Raw genomic sequence first — 16,675 nt, 5'->3', positions numbered from 1 at the left:
CACACATGGGCCTGAGTGTGACCATCTCGGCGGCGGACGCGCGCGACGCGGAGCAGATCCTGAAGCTGCAGTACCTCTGCTACCAGAGCGAGGCCGAGCTCTACGGGGACTGGTCCATCGAGCCCCTCACCCAGTCGCTCGACGCCGTCCGCGCCGAGCTGGCGGAGGGATACGGACTGGTGGCCCGGCTCGGCGACGAGGTGATCGCCTCCGTCCGCGCCCGCACCGACGAGGACGGCACCGCGCACATCGCCAAGCTCATCGTCCACCCGCGCATGCGCCGCCACGGCATCGGCGGCCGGCTCCTCGACGCCATCGAGCGCCACAGCGAGGGCACGGACGACGCCCCCAAGCGCTTCCAGCTCTTCACCGGCCACCGCAGCGAGGGCAACCTCCGCCTCTACCGCGCCAAGGGCTACGCCCAGGTCGGCGCCCGCGAGGTCGGCCCCCGGCTCACCCTGGTCACCCTGGAGAAGGCCGCCTGACGGCCCTCAGGCGGTACGCGACCGCCGGAGCCACCAGATGCCGCTCAGCGGAAGCAGCACCGGGATGAAGACGTAGCCGTAGCCGAACTCCGACCACACCGTGGAGTCGGGGAAGGCCGACGGCTCCACCAGCGTCCAGGTCCCCACGACCAGCACGCCCGCGAGCTCGGCGGCGCAGCACACCAGCGCCGCCCTGCGGGCCGTCTCGCCGCCCCGCACCAGCGTGTACGTGATGAACACATAGACGACCGCCGCCACGGCGGAGAGCGTGTACGCCAGCGGCGCCTCGCCGAACTTGGCGCTGATCTCGTAGACCGAGCGCGAGGCCGCGCCCACCGACATCACGCCGTACAGCCACAGCAGCAGCATGCCCGGGCCCGTGACGAGCCGGGTCCGGCCGCCCTCCGCTGCGGTCCGCTCCTGGGTCTCCCGCGTCCCCGCCATGGTCAGCCCACCGTCCAGATGTCGAAGAGACGCACTTCGAGCACGGCGAGCACGACCGCGCCCGCCGCCACCGTCGCCGAACCCCAGCGGGTCCGCTCGGCCAGCGACATGAAGCCGGCGATCGGCACCGCGCACAGCGCGCCGAGCAGATAGGCCACGAAGATCGTCGTGCCCTCCTCGGCCTTCTCGCCGCGGACCAGCTGCACGATGCCGACGATCAGCTGGACCAGGACCAGGAAGGTCACCACGGCCATGCCGATGAAGTGCCAGTCCTTGGTGGGCTGGTCCCGGTAGGCGGCGAAGCCGCACCAGGCGGCGAGGGCGAGCGCGGCCACCGAGACCGCGACCGTGAGGGCGTCAAGCATGCGCCCGAGGGTATTACGGGCCGAATGGCCCGATGCGCTCGGCCCCGCCGCCGCACGCCCCCGTCGTGCCGCGGGGCCGTGGCCTTGGCCACATCCACCGCCTCCCGGCCCCTCCTCCGGCGCCGTGCCGAGGCCCTCTCCACCGCAGGCCGCACGGGGCGGGGCCGCCGCCGGCGCCGTCCGCTCCGCGTCTCAGCGCTGTCCGGAATGCGGACACCGGACTTCCGTTCGCGACTGCGCATGCTTTACTTGCAGCCATGACCACGACGAGCAGCCGCATCCTTGCGACCGAGGCGATCACGACGCCCGGTGCTCGTTGTATGTGTCGAATGTGCGCCTTCTGAGGGCCCCCGCCTGAGCCTCGCGCCCCGAAGCGAGACCCCGACGGCCGAGCCGATCCGCCCGCCCCACCGGCGCCGGACCGTGCCTGCCCCGCGCACACCGCCACCCCGGCCGCCCGCCGGAGCGGCTTCCCGTGCGCCTGACTGTCCGACAGACGAATGCCCCGTGCACGGCGGACCCACGCGTCGCGCACTCGACAGTGACGGAAACCCCTGTGATCACCACTTCGGGCCTGACCAAGGTCTACGAGTCACGCGGCCGCCAGGTCACCGCCCTGGACGGCGTCGACCTCCACGTCCGCGAGGGCGAGGTCTTCGGCGTGATCGGCCAGAGCGGCGCCGGCAAGTCCTCCCTGATCCGCTGCGTCAACCTCCTGGAGCGCCCCACCTCCGGCACGGTGACCGTCGACGGCGTCGACCTCACCGCCCTCGCCGGCAAGGGCCGCCGGGCCGGCAAGGACCTCCGCCGGGCCCGCAGCACCATCGGCATGGTCTTCCAGCACTTCAACCTGCTGTCCTCCCGCACCGTCAAGGACAACATCGAGCTCCCCCTGGAGATCCTGGGCGTCCCGGGCGCCGAGCGCTCCCGCCGCGCCCTGGAGCTCCTCGACCTCGTCGGCCTCGCCGACAAGGCGAAGAACTACCCGGGCCAGCTGTCCGGCGGCCAGAAGCAGCGCGTCGGCATCGCCCGCGCCCTGGCCGGCGAGCCCAAGGTCCTCCTCTCCGACGAGGCCACCAGCGCCCTCGACCCGGAGACCACCCGCTCCATCCTCCAGCTCCTGCGCGACCTCAACCGGCAGCTCGGCCTCACCGTCCTGCTCATCACGCACGAGATGGACGTCGTCAAGACCATCTGCGACTCCGCCGCCCTGATGCAGAAGGGCCGGATCGTCGAGTCCGGCACCGTCGCCGAACTCCTCGCCACCCCCGGCTCCCAGCTGGCCGCCGAGCTCTTCCCGGTCAGCGGCCACGCCGGCGGCCCCGACCGCACGGTCGTCGACGTCACCTTCCACGGCGAGGCCGCCACCCAGCCGGTGATCTCGCAGCTCTCCCGCACGTACAACATCGACATCTCCATCCTCGGGGCCGCGATGGACACCGTCGGCGGGAAGCAGATCGGCCGCATGCGGATCGAACTGCCCGGACGGTACGAGGAGAACGTCGTCCCGGTCGGCTTCCTGCGCGAGCAGGGCCTCCAGGTCGAACGCGTCGAAGACCCGCAGGACGACGCCGCGCCCGCGGTGCCCGTCCAGCAGCACGTGCTCGTGAAGGAGAGTGCCAAGTGACCTGGGAAGAGATGCGCCCCCTGCTCGAACAGGGCACGGTCGACACCCTCTACATGGTCCTCTGGGCCACCGTCGTCACCATCGTCGGCGGCCTGCCGCTCGGCATCCTCCTCGTCCTCACGGACAAGGGCGGACTGCTCCAGAACCGGCCCGTGAACAAGGTCGTCGGTGCGATCGTGAACATCGGCCGCTCGCTGCCGTTCATCATCCTGCTGATCGCCCTGATCCCGTTCACGACCTTCGTCGTCGGCACCTTCATCGGCCCCACCGCGATGATCGTGCCGCTCGCCATCGGCGCCATCCCCTTCTTCGCGCGCCTCGTCGAGACCGCGATCCGCGAGGTCGACCACGGCCTCGTCGAAGCCGTCCAGTCCATGGGCGGCGGCATCCCGACCATCGTCCGCAAGGTGCTGCTCCCGCAGGCCCTGCCCTCGCTGGTCGCCGCCGTCACCACCACCGTCATCGTGCTCATCGGCTACTCGGCGATGGCCGGCGCGGTCGGCGGCGAGGGCCTCGGCTCCAAGGCCGTCACCTACGGATACCAGCGCTTCGACACCACCTTCATGCTCGTCACCGTCGTCGTCCTGGTCGCGATCGTCACCGTCGTCCAGCTCCTCGGCGACGGCGCCGTACGGCTCCTGGCCCGCCGGGGCCGCACCGCCTGACGGCACCCCAGACCTCTTCGCGGCCGCGGCACGAAACGTTTCGGCACCCGAAGAAAACAGCCCGGACTTGTTGTCCAGGCGTCCACCGCTCCACATGAAAGAGGCACTCTTCGTGCGTAAGAACATCAAGCTCACCGCCGGCTTCGCTTCCGTCACCGCCCTGGCGCTCGGCCTCTCCGCCTGCGGCACCTCCTCGGACCCGTCCTCCAGCAAGGACGGCGCCGCCTCCGCCGACAAGGCGCTCGTCGTCGCCGCGTCCCCGACGCCGCACGCCGACATCCTCAACTTCGTCAAGGACAACCTGGCCGAGAAGGCCGGCCTGAAGCTGGAGGTGAAGGAGTTCACGGACTACGTCCTGCCGAACACCGCCACCCAGTCCGGCCAGGTCGACGCCAACTTCTTCCAGCACAAGCCGTACCTCGACGACTTCAACAAGAAGAACAAGACCACCATCGTCCCGGTGGTGAACGTCCACCTGGAGCCGCTCGGCCTCTACTCCAAGAGCCTGAAGTCGGTGAAGGACATCAAGGCCGGCCAGACCGTCGCCGTCCCCAACGACACCACCAACGAGGGCCGCGCGCTCCACCTCCTCGCGGAGAACGGCCTCATCACCCTCAAGGACGGCGTCGGCACCGACGCCAAGCTCTCCGACATCACCGACAAGAAGGGCCTGGAGTTCAAGGAGCTGGAGGCCGCCACCGTGCCCCGCGCCCTGAACGACGTGGACGCCGCCGTCATCAACGGCAACTACGCCATCGAGGCCGACCTCTCGCCGGCGAAGGACGCCCTGGTCCTGGAGAAGGCGGAGGGCAACCCGTACGCCAACTTCCTCGCCGTCAAGGAGGGCAACGAGAAGGACGCCCGCGTGCAGAAGCTCGCCGAGCTCCTCAACTCGCCCGAGGTGAAGAAGTACATCGAGGACACCTACAAGGGCTCCGTCATCCCCGCCTTCGGCGCCGCCAAGTAAGGCCACCGGTAGAGTCCTTGAGCGGAAGGCCCCGCCCGCCCCGTCCGGCGCGCGGGGCCTTCCGCGCGTCACCCCCATGTCCGACCCGGCCATGCGCACGCCGCGTCCCATGCTGCATGCTGTGCGTTCACGGTCTCAACGGACGGTCTTCGGTACGGAGCTGCGCATGACTACCACCTTTCCGGACATCTCCATCAGCACGGACCGGCTGGTGCTGCGCGCGCTCGAAGAGGCCGACGTCCCGGCTCTGGCCGAGATGATGAACGACGAGATGGTCGGTGCGTGGACGGCCGTTCCCCAGCCCTTCACCGAGGACGCCGCACGCCGCTGGATCACCGAGTACGCCCCCGCCGAACGGGCCGCGGGCCGGGGCCTCGACCTCGCCGTCACCGAGTTCCTGACGCAGCGTCTGGTGGGCGTCGTCCAGCTGGGAAAGACCCACTGGCGGGTCCGCTCCACCGAGCTCTCCTACATCGTCGCCCCCTGGGCCCGCGGCGAGGGATACGCCTCCGAGGCCGCCCTCGCCACCGCCCAGTGGCTCTTCGCCGACCAGAAGTTCGAGCGCATCGAACTGCGCACCGCGGCGGACAACACCGCCTCCCAGCAGGTCGCCCAGAAGATCGGCTGCATCAGCGAGGGCGTCCTGCGCAACGCCTGCATAGCCCGCACCCGCGCCGAGGACGGCAGCTGGATCGACCTGCGCACCGACTTCATCGTCTGGGGCCTCCTCCCCGAGGACCTCGACGGCGTCGCCGACCAGATGGCCGAGGCCGGATACTCCTCGTACACGGACTGGAGCTGAGCCCCGGGGACGCCTGCCCGGGGTACGCTCGGCACGCCCCCGACCTGCGACGACACCACAGGAGACAGACGCGATGGCCGACCGGGTCACGGTGATCGGCTGGGACGGCTCGCCCCTCACCGCGGCGGCCCGGTCCGCGCTCTCGGCCGCCACCCTGGTCGCCGGCGCCGCCCACCACCTGGCGCTCCCCGAGGTGCCCCCCGGCGCCGAGCGCGTCCGGCTCGGCAGCGTCGGCCTCGCCGCCCGGCGGATCGCGGGCCACCGCGGCACCGCCGTCGTCCTCGCCGACGGCGACCCCGGCTTCTTCGGCGTGGTCCGCACCCTGCGCGCCCCCGAGCACGGCCTGGAGGTCGAGGTCGTCCCCGCCGTCTCCTCGGTCGCCGCCGCCTTCGCCCGCGCCGGCATGCCCTGGGACGACGCCCGCGTCGTCGTCGCCCACCAGCGCACCCTGCGCCGCGCCGTCAACGTCTGCCGCGCCCACCCCAAGGTCGCCGTCCTCACCTCCCCGGGCGCCGGCCCGGCCGAGCTCGCCCTCCTCCTCGACGGCGTGCACCGCACCTTCGTCGTCTGCGAGGAGCTCGGCACCACCCGCGAACAGGTCTCCGTACTCACCTCCGACAAGGCAGCCGACCACACCTGGCGCGACCCCAACGTCGTCCTCGTCATCGGAGGCGCCGGCGGCACCGGAGCCTCCGCCGCCCCCTGGCTGATGGGCCACGACCCGGCCGCCGGCTCCGTCCGGGGCTGGGCCGGCCCCGCGGGTGACCACGAGACCGGTGACCACCCCGGCGTCGGCCAGGACCCCACCCTCCGCGCCGTCCAGCTCGCCCGTCTCGGCCCCCGCGCCGGCGACCTCGTCTGGGACGTCGGCAGCGCCGGCGGGACCTTCGCCGTCGAGGCGGCCCGCTTCGGCGCCGCCGTCATCGCCGTCGACGCCGACCCCGCCGCCCGTACCCGCACCGAGGCCGCCGCCCGCCGCCACGGCGTCCTCCTCCAGACCGTCACCGGCCGCGCCCCGCACGTCCTGGAGAGCCTCCCCGAACCCGACGTCGTACGGATCGGGGCGGGCGGCGTCCCCGTCGTCACCGCCTGCGCCGACCGCCGGCCCGAGCGGATCGCCGCCCACGCCACCACCCGCGACGAGGCCGAGGCGATCGGCGCCGCCCTCGGCGCCGGCGGCTACGCCGTCGAGACCCTCCTGCTGCAGACCGTCGGCCTCGATCCCACCGACTGGACCGAGCGCGAACGCTCCGTCGTCTTCCTGCTCACAGGCCGCCGGACCACCGGCGCCCCGTGACCCGGCCGCCCGCCGGGGCAGGTAGGCTGGCCGATTGTTGTACCGCACGGGGACGTTCGGCATGTTGTTCGTCAATGTCCTGAAACGACGACCGCCTTGACCCGTTCCCGACGGTCATCGGCGTGCGGGACACCGGGGGGACCGCGCGACGTGGCGCAGTCCACAGCGCACCGTGGCGGATCCGCCTGTCACGATGGCCGCGGGCCGCGACAATGCTTGGGTGTCGGCGCGCCTCCGTGCCGCGCGGCGCACGCGCTCGTTCTCGTTGACGGGCGCAGCTCTGAACGAACACAACGATGGGCGAGGGGTACGCATGACGGACACCGGCCAGGTCCCGGGCGAGGGACTGCCGGAGAACGCAGGCATGGTCGAGCAGCCGGGCATCCCCGCTCCGGGCGCGTACACCTTCCTGGACCCCTCCGGCCCGCTCCCCGGGCAGCTTCCCGAAGACGACGACATGCTCCTGATGCCGGGCGCCCAGGGCGCCTGGAGCGAGCAGGCCCCGGGCGTCGTGCCCGCCCCGCCGGTCGCCGTCCCCGCCCCGCCCGGGGTCCCGGCGCAGGGCGCCCCCGAGGGCGCGGACCACGGCTCGGTGCCGCAGGCCGCCGCCCCGCTGGGCGACCCGCTCACGGACCCCCTGCCGGACCCGCTCACCGACCCGCTGCACGACCCGCTCACCGGCCCGCTGCCGGAGGGCCTCGTCCTCGCCGACCAGCTGACCGCCCCGGCCACCCCGCCGCACGGGCTCCCGGCGGCCGGCGCGACTCCGCCGCAGGGCGTGCCGCTCGCCCCGCAGCCTCCGCTGGGCATCCCGGCGCACGGCGTTCCCGTCGCCCCGCAGGAGCCCGTCGCCACCGCCCACGGCTACGAGCCCGGCATCCTCGACACCGGCGCCCACGAGGCCGCCGGCCGCGACACCGGCTCCGTGGACCTCGGCGGCGTCCGTGTGCCCCCGCCGTCCCGCCGCCCGCTCCACATGGGCCCGCCGGTCCCGGACGCCGCCACCGGCGGCGTCGTCCGCTCGCTCGCCGACCGGGGCCCGGCCGCCCCGGTGCCCGCGCCGCAGCCGGTGCCGGCGCCCGCCCCCGAGCCCCTGGTGCCCACCGGCCCCGCGCCCGTGCCCGTACGGACCCCCGGGCCGCCGACCACCGGCCCCGAGTACTTCGACATCGCGCAGGACCAGCAGACGGCCCCGCAGGGCGCCGAGCCGTGGGCCGCGCAGCCGCAGGAGCCCCAGGCGTCCGCCGAGGCCCCCGCAGAAACGGTCGTCCCGCAGAGCGGCCAGTTCGTGCAGGTCGAGGGCTCGGTCCCGACCGCCGCGCAGCCGGCCCCGACGCCGACGCCGGCCGCCGGGACCCCGGTCGTCGAGCCGGAGCTTGCCGAGGCCGAGGCCGCCGTGGGCCCCGCCCCCGAGGTCGTCGTCCCCGCCCCGCGCGAGGGCGAGCCCGGTGACGCGACGGCACCCGGGGCCGTGGCTCCGGAGGCCGTGGAGGCCGTCGTGCCCGAGGAGGCGCCCGAGGTGGCGCCCGAGGCCGCACAGCCGGCCGAGCCGCCCGTGACCGAGGCCCCGGCACCCGCGGAGCAGGCCGTCGAGGCCCTCGCGGCCCAGGAGCAGGCGGCCGAGGCCCCTGCCGAGGAGCCCGGTCTGCCCGTCGCGCCCGCCGAGGTGCCGGCGGAGGCCCAGGCGCCGGAGCCGGCGGCCGCCGAGCCGGTCGTCGTCCCGCCCACCGCCGGGGCCGACGTCCCCGCGACCGAGGCCGTCGAGGCCCCGGTCGCCGACGCCGACGTCCCCGCCACCGAGGCCGTCGAGGCCCCGGTCGCCGACGCCGACGCCCCCGCCGCCGAGGAGCAGGCCGGCCGGCCCGCCGAGCCGGCCCCGGCCGAGGAGCCCGTCGCCCCGGCCGAGGAGCCGGCCGCCGTCGCCGTCGAGGAGCCGGTCGCCGCCGAGGCCGCCGTGCCCGCGGAGGCCCCCGCCGAGCCCGTCGCCGCCGAGGCCGTCGTGGCGCCCGTCGCCGAGCCCGCCCAGGCCGAGACCTTCGCCGACGCCGCCGCCGAGGTGCCCGCCGAGGCCCCCGTGGTCGCCGTGGCGGAGGAGATCCCGGTCGTCGCCGAGGACGCCCCCGAGGGCGGGGAGCCGGTCGAGGAGACCGAGCCCCGCCCCGCCGCCCCCGGGTACGACGACGCCGAGCGCGAGGCCGTGCTGCGCGTGATGCGCGAGCGCCGCGACATCCGCAACGGCTTCCGCTCCGACCCGATCCCGCACGAGGTGCTGCTCCGCGTCCTGGAGGCCGCCCACACGGCCCCCAGCGTCGGCCACTCGCAGCCCTGGGACTTCGTCGTCATCCGTTCCGCCGAGACCCGGCAGACCATGCACGAACTGGCCCAGCGCCAGCGCGAGGCGTACGCCAAGTCGCTGCCGAAGGCGCGGGCGAAGCAGTTCAAGGAACTGAAGATCGAGGCCATCCTCGACACCCCGGTCAACATCGTGGTGACCGCCGACCCCACCCGGGGCGGACGGCACACCCTCGGCCGCTACACGCAGCCGCAGATGGCCCCGTACTCCTCGGCCCTCGCCGTCGAGAACCTCTGGCTCGCCGCCCGAGCCGAGGGCCTCGGCGTCGGCTGGGTCAGCTTCTTCGACGAGCGCGAGATGGTCCGCGCCCTCGGCCTCCCCGACCACCTGGAGGTCGTCGCGTACCTCTGCGTCGGCTACGTCGACGAGTTCCCGGACGAGCCCGAGCTGATGCAGGCCGGCTGGTCCAAGCGCCGCCCGCTCGCCTGGGTCGTCCACGAGGAGACGTACGGCCGCCGCGCCCTGCCCGGCGAGGAGCCGCACGACCTGCTCCAGGAGACCGTCGCCTCCATCCGCCCGCTGGACGCCAAGGCGCTCGGCGAGGCGTGGGAGCGGCAGAAGCGGATGACCAAGCCGGCCGGCGCGCTCGGCATGCTGGAGATCATCTCCGCGCAGCTCTGCGGCCTCTCCCGGGTATGCCCGCCGCCGATCCCGGAGCCCGCCGCCGTCGCGATCTTCGCCGGCGACCACGGTGTGCACGCCCAGGGCGTCACCCCCTGGCCGCAGGAGGTCACCGGCCAGATGGTCGCGAACTTCCTCGGCGGGGGAGCGGTCTGCAACGCCTTCGCCAACCAGGTCGGCGCCGAGGTCTGCGTCATCGACGTGGGCGTCGCGAGCGAGCTGCCCGCCACCCCGGGGCTGCTGCCCCGCAAGGTGCGCGCCGGCTCCGGCGACTTCACGACCGGCCTCGCCATGACCCGCGAGGAGACGATCGCCGCCCTCGAGGTCGGCATCGAGACCGCCCGCGACCTCGTCGCGGCCGGGAACAAGGCGCTCCTCACCGGCGAGATGGGCATCGCGAACACCACCGCGTCCGCCGCCCTCATCTCCGTCTTCACCGGCGTCGACCCGGCCGAGGTCACCGGCCGCGGCACGGGCATCAACGACGAGACCCACGCCCGCAAGGTCGACGTGGTCCGCCGCGCCCTCGACCTGCACAAGCCGGACCCGCAGGACCCGATCGGCGTCCTGTCGCAGATCGGCGGCCTGGAGCACGCGGCTCTCGTCGGCTTCATCCTGGGCGCCGCCTCGCTGCGCACCCCGGTGATCCTCGACGGCGTCTCCACCGGCGCGGCCGCCCTGGTCGCCCGCGCCATCGCCCCCGAGTCGCTGGCCGCCTGCATCGCGGGCCACCGCAGCGCCGAGCCCGGCCACGTGGCCGCGCTCAACAAGCTGGGCCTGCGCCCGCTGGTCGACCTCGACCTCCGCCTCGGCGAGGGCACCGGCGCCCTGCTGGCCCTCCCGCTGGTGCAGAGCGCGGCCCGCGCGATGCACGAGGTCGCGACGTTCGACTCCGCGGGCGTCACGGAGAAGTAGTCGGTACGGCCCCGGTGCCGCCGCCCCACGACGGGGCGGCCGCAACGGGGCCGCACCCAGCCCCGCGTGCCACCCCCCCCGCCCCCCGGACCTGGGTCACACCGTGTCCAAGCCCGGTCACCCCAAAAGTTGTCACTCGGGGGGCGTCAGGGAGACTTTGTCGGACCGGCCCCGGGGCCGCCGCCCCCCGCGGGGGCGGCGGCACCGGGGCCGCACCATGCCCCGCGTCCCTCCGCCCCGGCCCGAGGGACGAGGGTCACACGGTGTCCACGCCGGGTCACCGATATCGTGGTCACCGGGCCTCCCGCCCGCCCCACCAGCCGCTTCACCGCCGCAGCGGCCCCGCAAGCCCCGTCCGAGGAGCCGCCCGCACATGGCCCAGCACGTCGAGCCCGCCGAGCACCCCGCCTACCCCGTCGGCCTCCGCCTCGCCGGCCGGCGCGTCGTCGTCCTCGGCGGCGGCACGGTCGCCCAGCGCCGTCTGCCCGCCCTCATCGCCGCCGGCGCCGACATCACCCTGATCTCCCCGTCCGCCACCCCCTCCGTGGAGGCCATGGCCGAGACCGGCGAGCTCACCTGGGTCCGCCGCCGGTACGAGGACGGCGACCTGGCCGACGCGTGGTACGCGCTCGTCGCCACCACCGACCCGGCCGCCAACGCCGCCGCCTCCGCCGAGGCCGAGCGCTCCCGCGTCTGGTGCGTCCGCTCCGACGACGCCGAGGCCGCCACCGCCTGGACCCCGGCCACCGGGCGCGGCGACGGCGTCACCGTGGCCGTCCTCACCGGCCACGACCCGCGCCGCTCGGCCGCCATCAGGGACGCGATCCTGGAGGGCCTGCGGGACGGCTCCCTCGCCGCGCCCGCGCAGCGCGCCCGCACCCCCTTCGTCGCCCTCGTCGGCGGCGGCCCCGGCGACCCCGACCTCATCACCGTCCGCGGCCGCCGGCTGCTGGCCGAGGCCGACGTCGTCATCGCCGACCGGCTCGGCCCCCGCGACCTCCTCGACGAGCTGCCGCCGCACGTCGAGGTGATCGACGCGGCGAAGATCCCGTACGGCCGCTTCATGGCCCAGGAGGCCATCAACAACGCGCTGATCGAGCACGCCAAGGCCGGGAAGTCCGTGGTCCGCCTCAAGGGCGGCGACCCCTTCGTCTTCGGCCGGGGCATGGAGGAGGCGCAGGCGCTCGCCGCCGAGGGCATCGCCTGCACCGTCGTGCCCGGCATCTCCAGCTCCATCTCGGTCCCCGGCGCCGCCGGCATCCCGGTCACCCACCGCGGTGTCGCCCACGAGTTCACCGTGGTCAGCGGGCACGTCGCCCCCGACGACCCGCGCTCGCTCGTCGACTGGGCCTCGCTGGCCAAGCTGACCGGCACCCTGGTGATCCTCATGGGCGTCGACAAGATAGGGAAGATCGCCGAGGCGCTCGTCGCCCACGGCAAGGCCCCCGACACCCCGCTCGCCCTCGTCCAGGAGGGCACCACCGCGGCCCAGCGCCGGGTGGACGCCACCCTCGCCACCGTCGCCGACGTCGTGAAGGCGGAGGAGGTCCGTCCGCCGGCCGTCATCGTGATCGGCCCGGTGGTCGCGGAGGGCCCCGGCGAGCTCGGCCGCTGACACCCCCACCCGACCCGCGCGGGGACGGCGGCGACCGCCGCCCGTCCCACGCATTGGCACCACTCCCCGGACAAGGCAGTATCACCCCCGTGGCCGAACTCATCACGATCACCGACCCCGACGACCCCCGTCTGCACGACTACACCGGCCTGACCGACGTCGAGCTGCGCCGCCGGCGCGAGCCCGCCGAGGGCCTGTTCATCGCGGAGGGCGAGAAGGTCATCCGCCGCGCGAAGCAGGCCGGTTACGAGATGCGGTCGATGCTGCTCTCCGCCAAGTGGGTCGACGTCATGCGCGACGTCATCGACGAGGTGCCCGCCCCGGTGTACGCGATCCAGCCCGACCTCGCCGAACGCGTCACCGGCTACCACGTGCACCGCGGCGCCCTCGCCTCCATGCAGCGCAAGCCGCTCCCGGAGGCCGCCGAGCTCCTCGCCGGCGCCCGCCGGGTCGTGGTCATGGAGTCGGTCAACGACCACACCAACATCGGCGCCATCTTCCGCAGCGCCGCCGCCCTCGGCATGGACGCCGTCCTGCTCTCCCCGGACTGCGCCGACCCGCTCTACCGGCGTTCGGTGAAGGTCTCCATGGGCGCCGTCTTCTCCGTCCCGTACGCCCGCCTGGACACCTGGCCGCGCGGTCTGGAGGCGGTGCGGGAGGCGGGCTTCAAGCTCCTCGCCCTCACCCCGGCGGAGAAGGCCACCTCCATGGACGAGGCCGCTCCGCACCGCCTGGACCGGGTCGCGCTGATGCTCGGAGCGGAGGGCGACGGCCTCTCGACCCAGGCGCTGCGCGCGGCGGACGAGTGGGTCCGCATCCCGATGGCCCACGGGGTCGACTCGCTCAACGTGGGCGCGGCGGCGGCCGTGGCCTTCTACGCGGTGACGGCGGGCCGCCCGGAGGCGTAGGGATCAGCCCTGGAGGGCCTGGGCGGCGGCGATGCCCAGGGCCACCACCAGCGTCACCACCACGAAGACGACGAGCCGCTGGCGCAGCAGCCGGGGGTTGGCCGGGCGGCGGCCGGTGGACGTCGACCGGTTCCCGGGGCGGGTCCCGGGCCGCGACTGCGGATTGCGGGAGCCGCCGGCGGTGCGCGAGGGCGACGAGGGCCGCGAGGACGGCGCGGGCCCGCGGCCGCGGGCGACGGCGCGCTCCGGCTCCCGGCCCGGCGCGTCCCGCTCCGTGTACCGCTCGGTCGGCCGGAGCGTGCCGCGCTCCTCCATCCGCTCGCGCGGGGCCGGCGGCCGTGCGTCCGGCAGCCCCTGCGCCTCGCGGGCGGCGATCTCCTTGAGCCGCATCGACAGCTGGAGGGTGCTCGGCCGGTCCTCCGGGTCCTTCGCCAGACAGGCCCGGACGAGCGGCGCGAGCGCGTCCGGCACGCCCTGGAGCTGGGCCTCCTCGTGCACCACGCGGTAGAGCATGACCTCGGAACTGCCGTGCCCGAACGGGGAGTCGCCCATCGAGGCGTACGCGAGGGTGGCCCCGAGCGAGAAGACGTCGGTCGCCGGGGTGACGGCGGCGCCCCGCACCTGTTCGGGCGCGAGGAAGCCGGGGGAGCCGACGGCGGTGCCGACGTGGGTGAGGGTGCTGGCCCCGGTGGCCCAGGCGATCCCGAAGTCGATGATCCGGGGGCCCTTGGGCGAGAGCAGGATGTTCGACGGCTTCAGGTCGCGGTGGACGACCCCGGCCTCGTGGACGGCGACCAGGCCCTCGGAGAGGGCGGCGCCGATCGACGCCACGTCGGCGGCCCGCAGCGGGCCCTCCTCGGCGACGCGGTCGTGCAGCGAGGGGCCGGGGACGTACTGGGTGGCGAACCAGGGCCGTTCGGCGTCCAGATCGGCGGCGACCAGCCGGGCGGTGCAGCCGCCCCGGATCCGCCGGGCCGCCGACACCTCACGGGCGAACCGCGACCGGAACTCCTGGTCCTCGGCCAGGTCGGGCCGGATCACCTTCAGGGCCACCCGCTGACCGCGCCGGTCGGAGCCGAGGTACACGACCCCCATCCCTCCGGCGCCCAGCCTGCGGTGGAGCCGGAACGCCCCGACGATCCGCGGGTCCTCGCGCCGGAGCCGCATCATCGCCATGTCCGTCCCCTCGTCCGTTCGACGTGGCACAGCTTACGTAGTGCCGCCCCGCCGCGCTCATAGGCCGCGCCCTCCCTCCGGCATCGATTGTCAGTGCTGAGGGGGACGGCCGCCCCGCCCTGCACCGAACCTCCCCCTCAACACCCCTTCCCGTCCAGCCGACTTGACCAGGGCCTCCGGCAACTCCCGTCGCCCCGACCGCCCCACCGCACCCGCCCCGCGCCCCCTGCCCCGCCCCGCCCGCCGGCGGACGTGACCCATGTCACCCGCACCCCTCGCGCCCCGGGCCGGGGGGCGCGTCCCCTCCGGGAAGACCCTCACGCGCGCACCGCCGCCTCCACCCAGGGGAGTACTCCAGGGGGAGCGGCGTCATCCTCCCGTAGGCCCGGAAGCCGGTACGCGGGCATGACGCCCGGACCCCTTCCGTTCCCTAGTGTTGAGGTCATGCGGTGGGCGCGGCTCTCGTCCCCCGAGGAACACGCGTCCACCGCACCGGAATCCAGAAGGAACGCGACAAGAAACCGACAGGAGAGGACCATGGCCTTCACGGCACACCGGTCGACCCCCCGCCCCGCGGGACGCCGTCACCCCCTGGTCGCCACCGCCATGGTCCTTCCTCTCGCGGCCCTGCTCGTGGTCGTCTTCGGCGGCTGGGAAGCGGTGGTCACACAGGCGTCGTCCGTGGGCGTGATGCTGGGGCGCTGAGCGGCGCCCCAGACCCGGGAGAGCGGCCCGGGTCGGGGACATCGGCCGACAGCCCCGTGGGGACGGGGGTGCGGCGGACGACAGCGCAGGGGCCGGTCGGCCGGGGAGCCGACCGGCCCCTCCGCGCGTCCGCCCCTCCGCGCGTCCGCCCCTCGGCGCGTCCGCCCCTCGGCGCGTCCGCCCCTCGGCGCGTCCGCCCCTCAGGGTCGCTCTCCGGGCGACCGCCACCCCCTGCCGTTCCGTCCCGCGCGCCGCGTACGCTCACCGGATGGACCTCGCAGAGACCGCGCCCCGGGCGCCGGAGCCGTCGCCCGGCGACGTGCCGGGGGAGCTCGCCCGGATCGCCCGCGCCGCCGTGCACGGCGGGGGAGCGTGCCGGTGCGATCCCGGGGAGACGGGGGTCCTGGCGGACCGGGAGGACGGGACCGTCGTGCGGCACGGGGGGCTGGTCGCCAAGGCGCACGCCCCCGGGACCGACGACGCCCCCCACGCGGCCCGTCTCGCCCTCGCCGCCCACCCGGACCTCGGCGGGATCCTCCTGCCGCCGGTCCCGGCCCCCCGCCAGGAGCGCGTGGCCGGCCGGCCGGTGACGGTCTGGCCGTACGGGCCGCCGGTCGACCCGGCGGACCCCGACGCCGCGCCCTGGGAGGAGGCGGCCCGGCTCCTCGCCCTGCTCCACCGCACCCCGCCGCCGGCCGGTCCCACGGGCCCGCTGCCCGCGATGCGCGCGCCCGCGAAGGCGGCCCTGGCCGTCGGCCGGATGCTCCGCACGGCCGCGGACCATCCGGCCGTGCCCACCGTCCTGGCGGCCTGGCGCACCGTCACCGGACCCGGCACCGATCCCGTCGCCGCCCCCGGTCCCCTCGACGCGGCCGGAGGCACGCGCGCGTACCTCTGCCACGGCGACTTCCATCTCGGCCAGCTCGTCCGGGACTTCCGCGGCGACTGGCGCCTCATCGACGTGGACGACGCCGGACTCGGCGACCCCGCCTGGGATCTGGCCCGTCCCGCCGCCTGGTTCGCCGCCGGGCTGCTCCCGGCGGAGGTGTGGACGCGGTTCCTCGGCGCGTACGAGGCGGCGGGCGGCCCGGCCTGCGGCGCGGACCCGTGGGCCCGGCTCGACCGGCCGGCCCGGGCGCTGACCGTGCAGACCGCCGCCCTGGCGCTGGCCAAGTCCACCGCGGAGCGGCGCGAACTCGACGAGGTCGAGGGCGTGATGATCGACACCTGCGCCAGGATCGCGGACTCCCGAACCGCTCCCGCCTCCGCCGCGTCCCCATAAAGTGAGGTCATCATTCGAACGGCAACGGCAGGGAGTTGAGCCGAGCATGCAGTGTCCCAAGTGTCACGCGGCGATGCACACGTACAACCGCAACGGCGTCCAGATCGAGCAGTGCAGCGGCTGCCGCGGGATCTTCCTGGACTACGGCGAGCTGGAGGCCCTGACCCGCCTCGAGTCCCAGTGGCAGGCCCCGCAGGCGCCGCCCGCCCCGCCGGCCGCGTACCCGGCGCAGGCCGCCCCGGCCGCTCCCGCCTGGGGTGCCCCGCACGGCGGTCACCACGGCGGCCACTACCGCCAGCGCGGCTTCGGCCGGATGCTCTTCTCCTCCTGAGCCTCGCCCCGGCCCCGGATCCGTCGCGTACGGCTCCGGGGCCGGCGTGCCTCTCCCGCCCGCACGACGACGAAGCCCCCGACCGCGAACCGCGGCCGGGGGCTTCGTCTCTCTGTG

Annotated in this window: 15 protein-coding genes; 12 read left to right on the top strand and 3 right to left on the bottom strand. The window is 74.9% G+C overall.

Going from position 1 to position 16,675, the window contains the following annotated elements:
* Window positions 1–5: 5 nt before the first annotated feature.
* Window positions 6–485 carry a GNAT family N-acetyltransferase gene (locus tag ACFVU3_RS18145; RefSeq protein WP_390067199.1) on the top strand — a complete coding sequence of 160 codons (480 nt, stop codon included), beginning with the start codon at window positions 6–8 and terminating at the stop codon, window positions 483–485.
* A gap of 6 nt (window positions 486–491) precedes the next feature.
* Here ACFVU3_RS18145 and ACFVU3_RS18140 read toward each other — a convergent pair whose 3' ends face one another.
* Both ACFVU3_RS18140 and ACFVU3_RS18135 read right to left on the bottom strand, forming a co-directional pair.
* Entirely contained in the window at window positions 492–929 is a 438-nt protein-coding gene (locus ACFVU3_RS18140) for a hypothetical protein (RefSeq protein ID WP_390067197.1), read from the bottom strand.
* Window positions 930–931: 2 nt separating this feature from the next.
* Window positions 932–1,294, bottom strand: a complete 363-nt coding sequence (locus ACFVU3_RS18135) for a hypothetical protein (RefSeq protein WP_282693627.1) — start codon at window positions 1,292–1,294, stop codon at window positions 932–934.
* Window positions 1,295–1,850: 556 nt separating this feature from the next.
* On the opposite strand from ACFVU3_RS18135, the gene ACFVU3_RS18130 reads away from it, so the two are divergent.
* From ACFVU3_RS18130 to ACFVU3_RS18095, 8 genes are all read left to right on the top strand, one after another.
* Window positions 1,851–2,921: a methionine ABC transporter ATP-binding protein gene (locus ACFVU3_RS18130; RefSeq protein ID WP_390067195.1), complete on the top strand. Its 1,071-nt coding sequence runs from the start codon at window positions 1,851–1,853 to the stop codon at window positions 2,919–2,921.
* Window positions 2,918–3,586 (top strand): methionine ABC transporter permease, encoded by a 669-nt coding sequence (locus tag ACFVU3_RS18125; protein WP_390067193.1) that lies wholly within the window; start codon window positions 2,918–2,920, stop codon window positions 3,584–3,586. The genes ACFVU3_RS18130 and ACFVU3_RS18125 overlap by 4 nt, the downstream gene beginning before the upstream one ends.
* A gap of 112 nt (window positions 3,587–3,698) precedes the next feature.
* Window positions 3,699–4,553: a MetQ/NlpA family ABC transporter substrate-binding protein gene (locus tag ACFVU3_RS18120; RefSeq protein ID WP_390067191.1), complete on the top strand. Its 855-nt coding sequence runs from the start codon at window positions 3,699–3,701 to the stop codon at window positions 4,551–4,553.
* Between the two features lie 166 nt (window positions 4,554–4,719).
* A complete protein-coding gene (locus ACFVU3_RS18115; protein WP_390067189.1) occupies window positions 4,720–5,355 on the top strand; it encodes a GNAT family N-acetyltransferase in 636 nt (211 codons plus the stop codon).
* Window positions 5,356–5,428: 73 nt separating this feature from the next.
* On the top strand, window positions 5,429–6,652 hold the full coding sequence (gene cbiE / locus ACFVU3_RS18110; RefSeq protein ID WP_390067188.1) for a precorrin-6y C5,15-methyltransferase (decarboxylating) subunit CbiE: 1,224 nt from the start codon (window positions 5,429–5,431) through the stop codon (window positions 6,650–6,652).
* A gap of 313 nt (window positions 6,653–6,965) precedes the next feature.
* The gene (gene cobT / locus ACFVU3_RS18105; protein WP_390067186.1) at window positions 6,966–10,541 is read left to right on the top strand and encodes a nicotinate-nucleotide--dimethylbenzimidazole phosphoribosyltransferase; all 3,576 of its coding nucleotides are present in this window, start codon (window positions 6,966–6,968) and stop codon (window positions 10,539–10,541) included.
* A 373-nt stretch (window positions 10,542–10,914) separates the two neighbouring features.
* A complete protein-coding gene (cobA, locus tag ACFVU3_RS18100; protein WP_390067185.1) occupies window positions 10,915–12,156 on the top strand; it encodes a uroporphyrinogen-III C-methyltransferase in 1,242 nt (413 codons plus the stop codon).
* Window positions 12,157–12,245: 89 nt separating this feature from the next.
* Entirely contained in the window at window positions 12,246–13,064 is an 819-nt protein-coding gene (locus ACFVU3_RS18095; RefSeq protein ID WP_390067183.1) for a TrmH family RNA methyltransferase, read from the top strand.
* Window positions 13,065–13,067: 3 nt separating this feature from the next.
* Here ACFVU3_RS18095 and ACFVU3_RS18090 read toward each other — a convergent pair whose 3' ends face one another.
* Window positions 13,068–14,240, bottom strand: coding sequence for a serine/threonine-protein kinase (locus ACFVU3_RS18090; RefSeq protein ID WP_390067181.1), 1,173 nt, complete (start codon window positions 14,238–14,240; stop codon window positions 13,068–13,070).
* Between the two features lie 537 nt (window positions 14,241–14,777).
* Between ACFVU3_RS18090 and ACFVU3_RS18085 the strand changes: the two genes are divergently transcribed.
* The 3 genes from ACFVU3_RS18085 (at window position 14,778) to ACFVU3_RS18075 (ending at window position 16,558) form a co-directional block, all read left to right on the top strand.
* The gene (locus ACFVU3_RS18085) at window positions 14,778–14,945 is read left to right on the top strand and encodes a hypothetical protein (protein ID WP_031005464.1); all 168 of its coding nucleotides are present in this window, start codon (window positions 14,778–14,780) and stop codon (window positions 14,943–14,945) included.
* 268 nt (window positions 14,946–15,213) lie between these two features.
* Entirely contained in the window at window positions 15,214–16,227 is a 1,014-nt protein-coding gene (locus ACFVU3_RS18080) for a phosphotransferase (RefSeq protein WP_390067180.1), read from the top strand.
* Window positions 16,228–16,273: 46 nt separating this feature from the next.
* Window positions 16,274–16,558 carry a zf-TFIIB domain-containing protein gene (locus tag ACFVU3_RS18075; protein WP_079022306.1) on the top strand — a complete coding sequence of 95 codons (285 nt, stop codon included), beginning with the start codon at window positions 16,274–16,276 and terminating at the stop codon, window positions 16,556–16,558.
* The last annotated feature ends 117 nt before the right edge of the window (window positions 16,559–16,675 follow it).

The organism is Streptomyces sp. NPDC058052 (genome assembly GCF_042885515.1).
Taxonomy (GTDB): domain Bacteria; phylum Actinomycetota; class Actinomycetes; order Streptomycetales; family Streptomycetaceae; genus Streptomyces.
This window is presented reverse-complemented; position numbering and strand designations above follow the sequence as displayed.

What these genes read in the sequence shown, in the direction of transcription:
- ACFVU3_RS18090 (WP_390067181.1), bottom strand. Translation starts at nt 14,240, where the DNA reads ATGGCGATGATGCGGCTCCGGCGCGAGGACCCGCGGATCGTCGGGGCG.
- cbiE (WP_390067188.1), top strand. Translation starts at nt 5,429, where the DNA reads ATGGCCGACCGGGTCACGGTGATCGGCTGGGACGGCTCGCCCCTCACC.
- cobA (WP_390067185.1), top strand. Translation starts at nt 10,915, where the DNA reads ATGGCCCAGCACGTCGAGCCCGCCGAGCACCCCGCCTACCCCGTCGGC.
- cobT (WP_390067186.1), top strand. Translation starts at nt 6,966, where the DNA reads ATGACGGACACCGGCCAGGTCCCGGGCGAGGGACTGCCGGAGAACGCA.
- ACFVU3_RS18140 (WP_390067197.1), bottom strand. Translation starts at nt 929, where the DNA reads ATGGCGGGGACGCGGGAGACCCAGGAGCGGACCGCAGCGGAGGGCGGC.
- ACFVU3_RS18115 (WP_390067189.1), top strand. Translation starts at nt 4,720, where the DNA reads ATGACTACCACCTTTCCGGACATCTCCATCAGCACGGACCGGCTGGTG.
- ACFVU3_RS18145 (WP_390067199.1), top strand. Translation starts at nt 6, where the DNA reads ATGGGCCTGAGTGTGACCATCTCGGCGGCGGACGCGCGCGACGCGGAG.
- ACFVU3_RS18135 (WP_282693627.1), bottom strand. Translation starts at nt 1,294, where the DNA reads ATGCTTGACGCCCTCACGGTCGCGGTCTCGGTGGCCGCGCTCGCCCTC.
- ACFVU3_RS18080 (WP_390067180.1), top strand. Translation starts at nt 15,214, where the DNA reads ATGGACCTCGCAGAGACCGCGCCCCGGGCGCCGGAGCCGTCGCCCGGC.
- ACFVU3_RS18085 (WP_031005464.1), top strand. Translation starts at nt 14,778, where the DNA reads ATGGCCTTCACGGCACACCGGTCGACCCCCCGCCCCGCGGGACGCCGT.
- ACFVU3_RS18075 (WP_079022306.1), top strand. Translation starts at nt 16,274, where the DNA reads ATGCAGTGTCCCAAGTGTCACGCGGCGATGCACACGTACAACCGCAAC.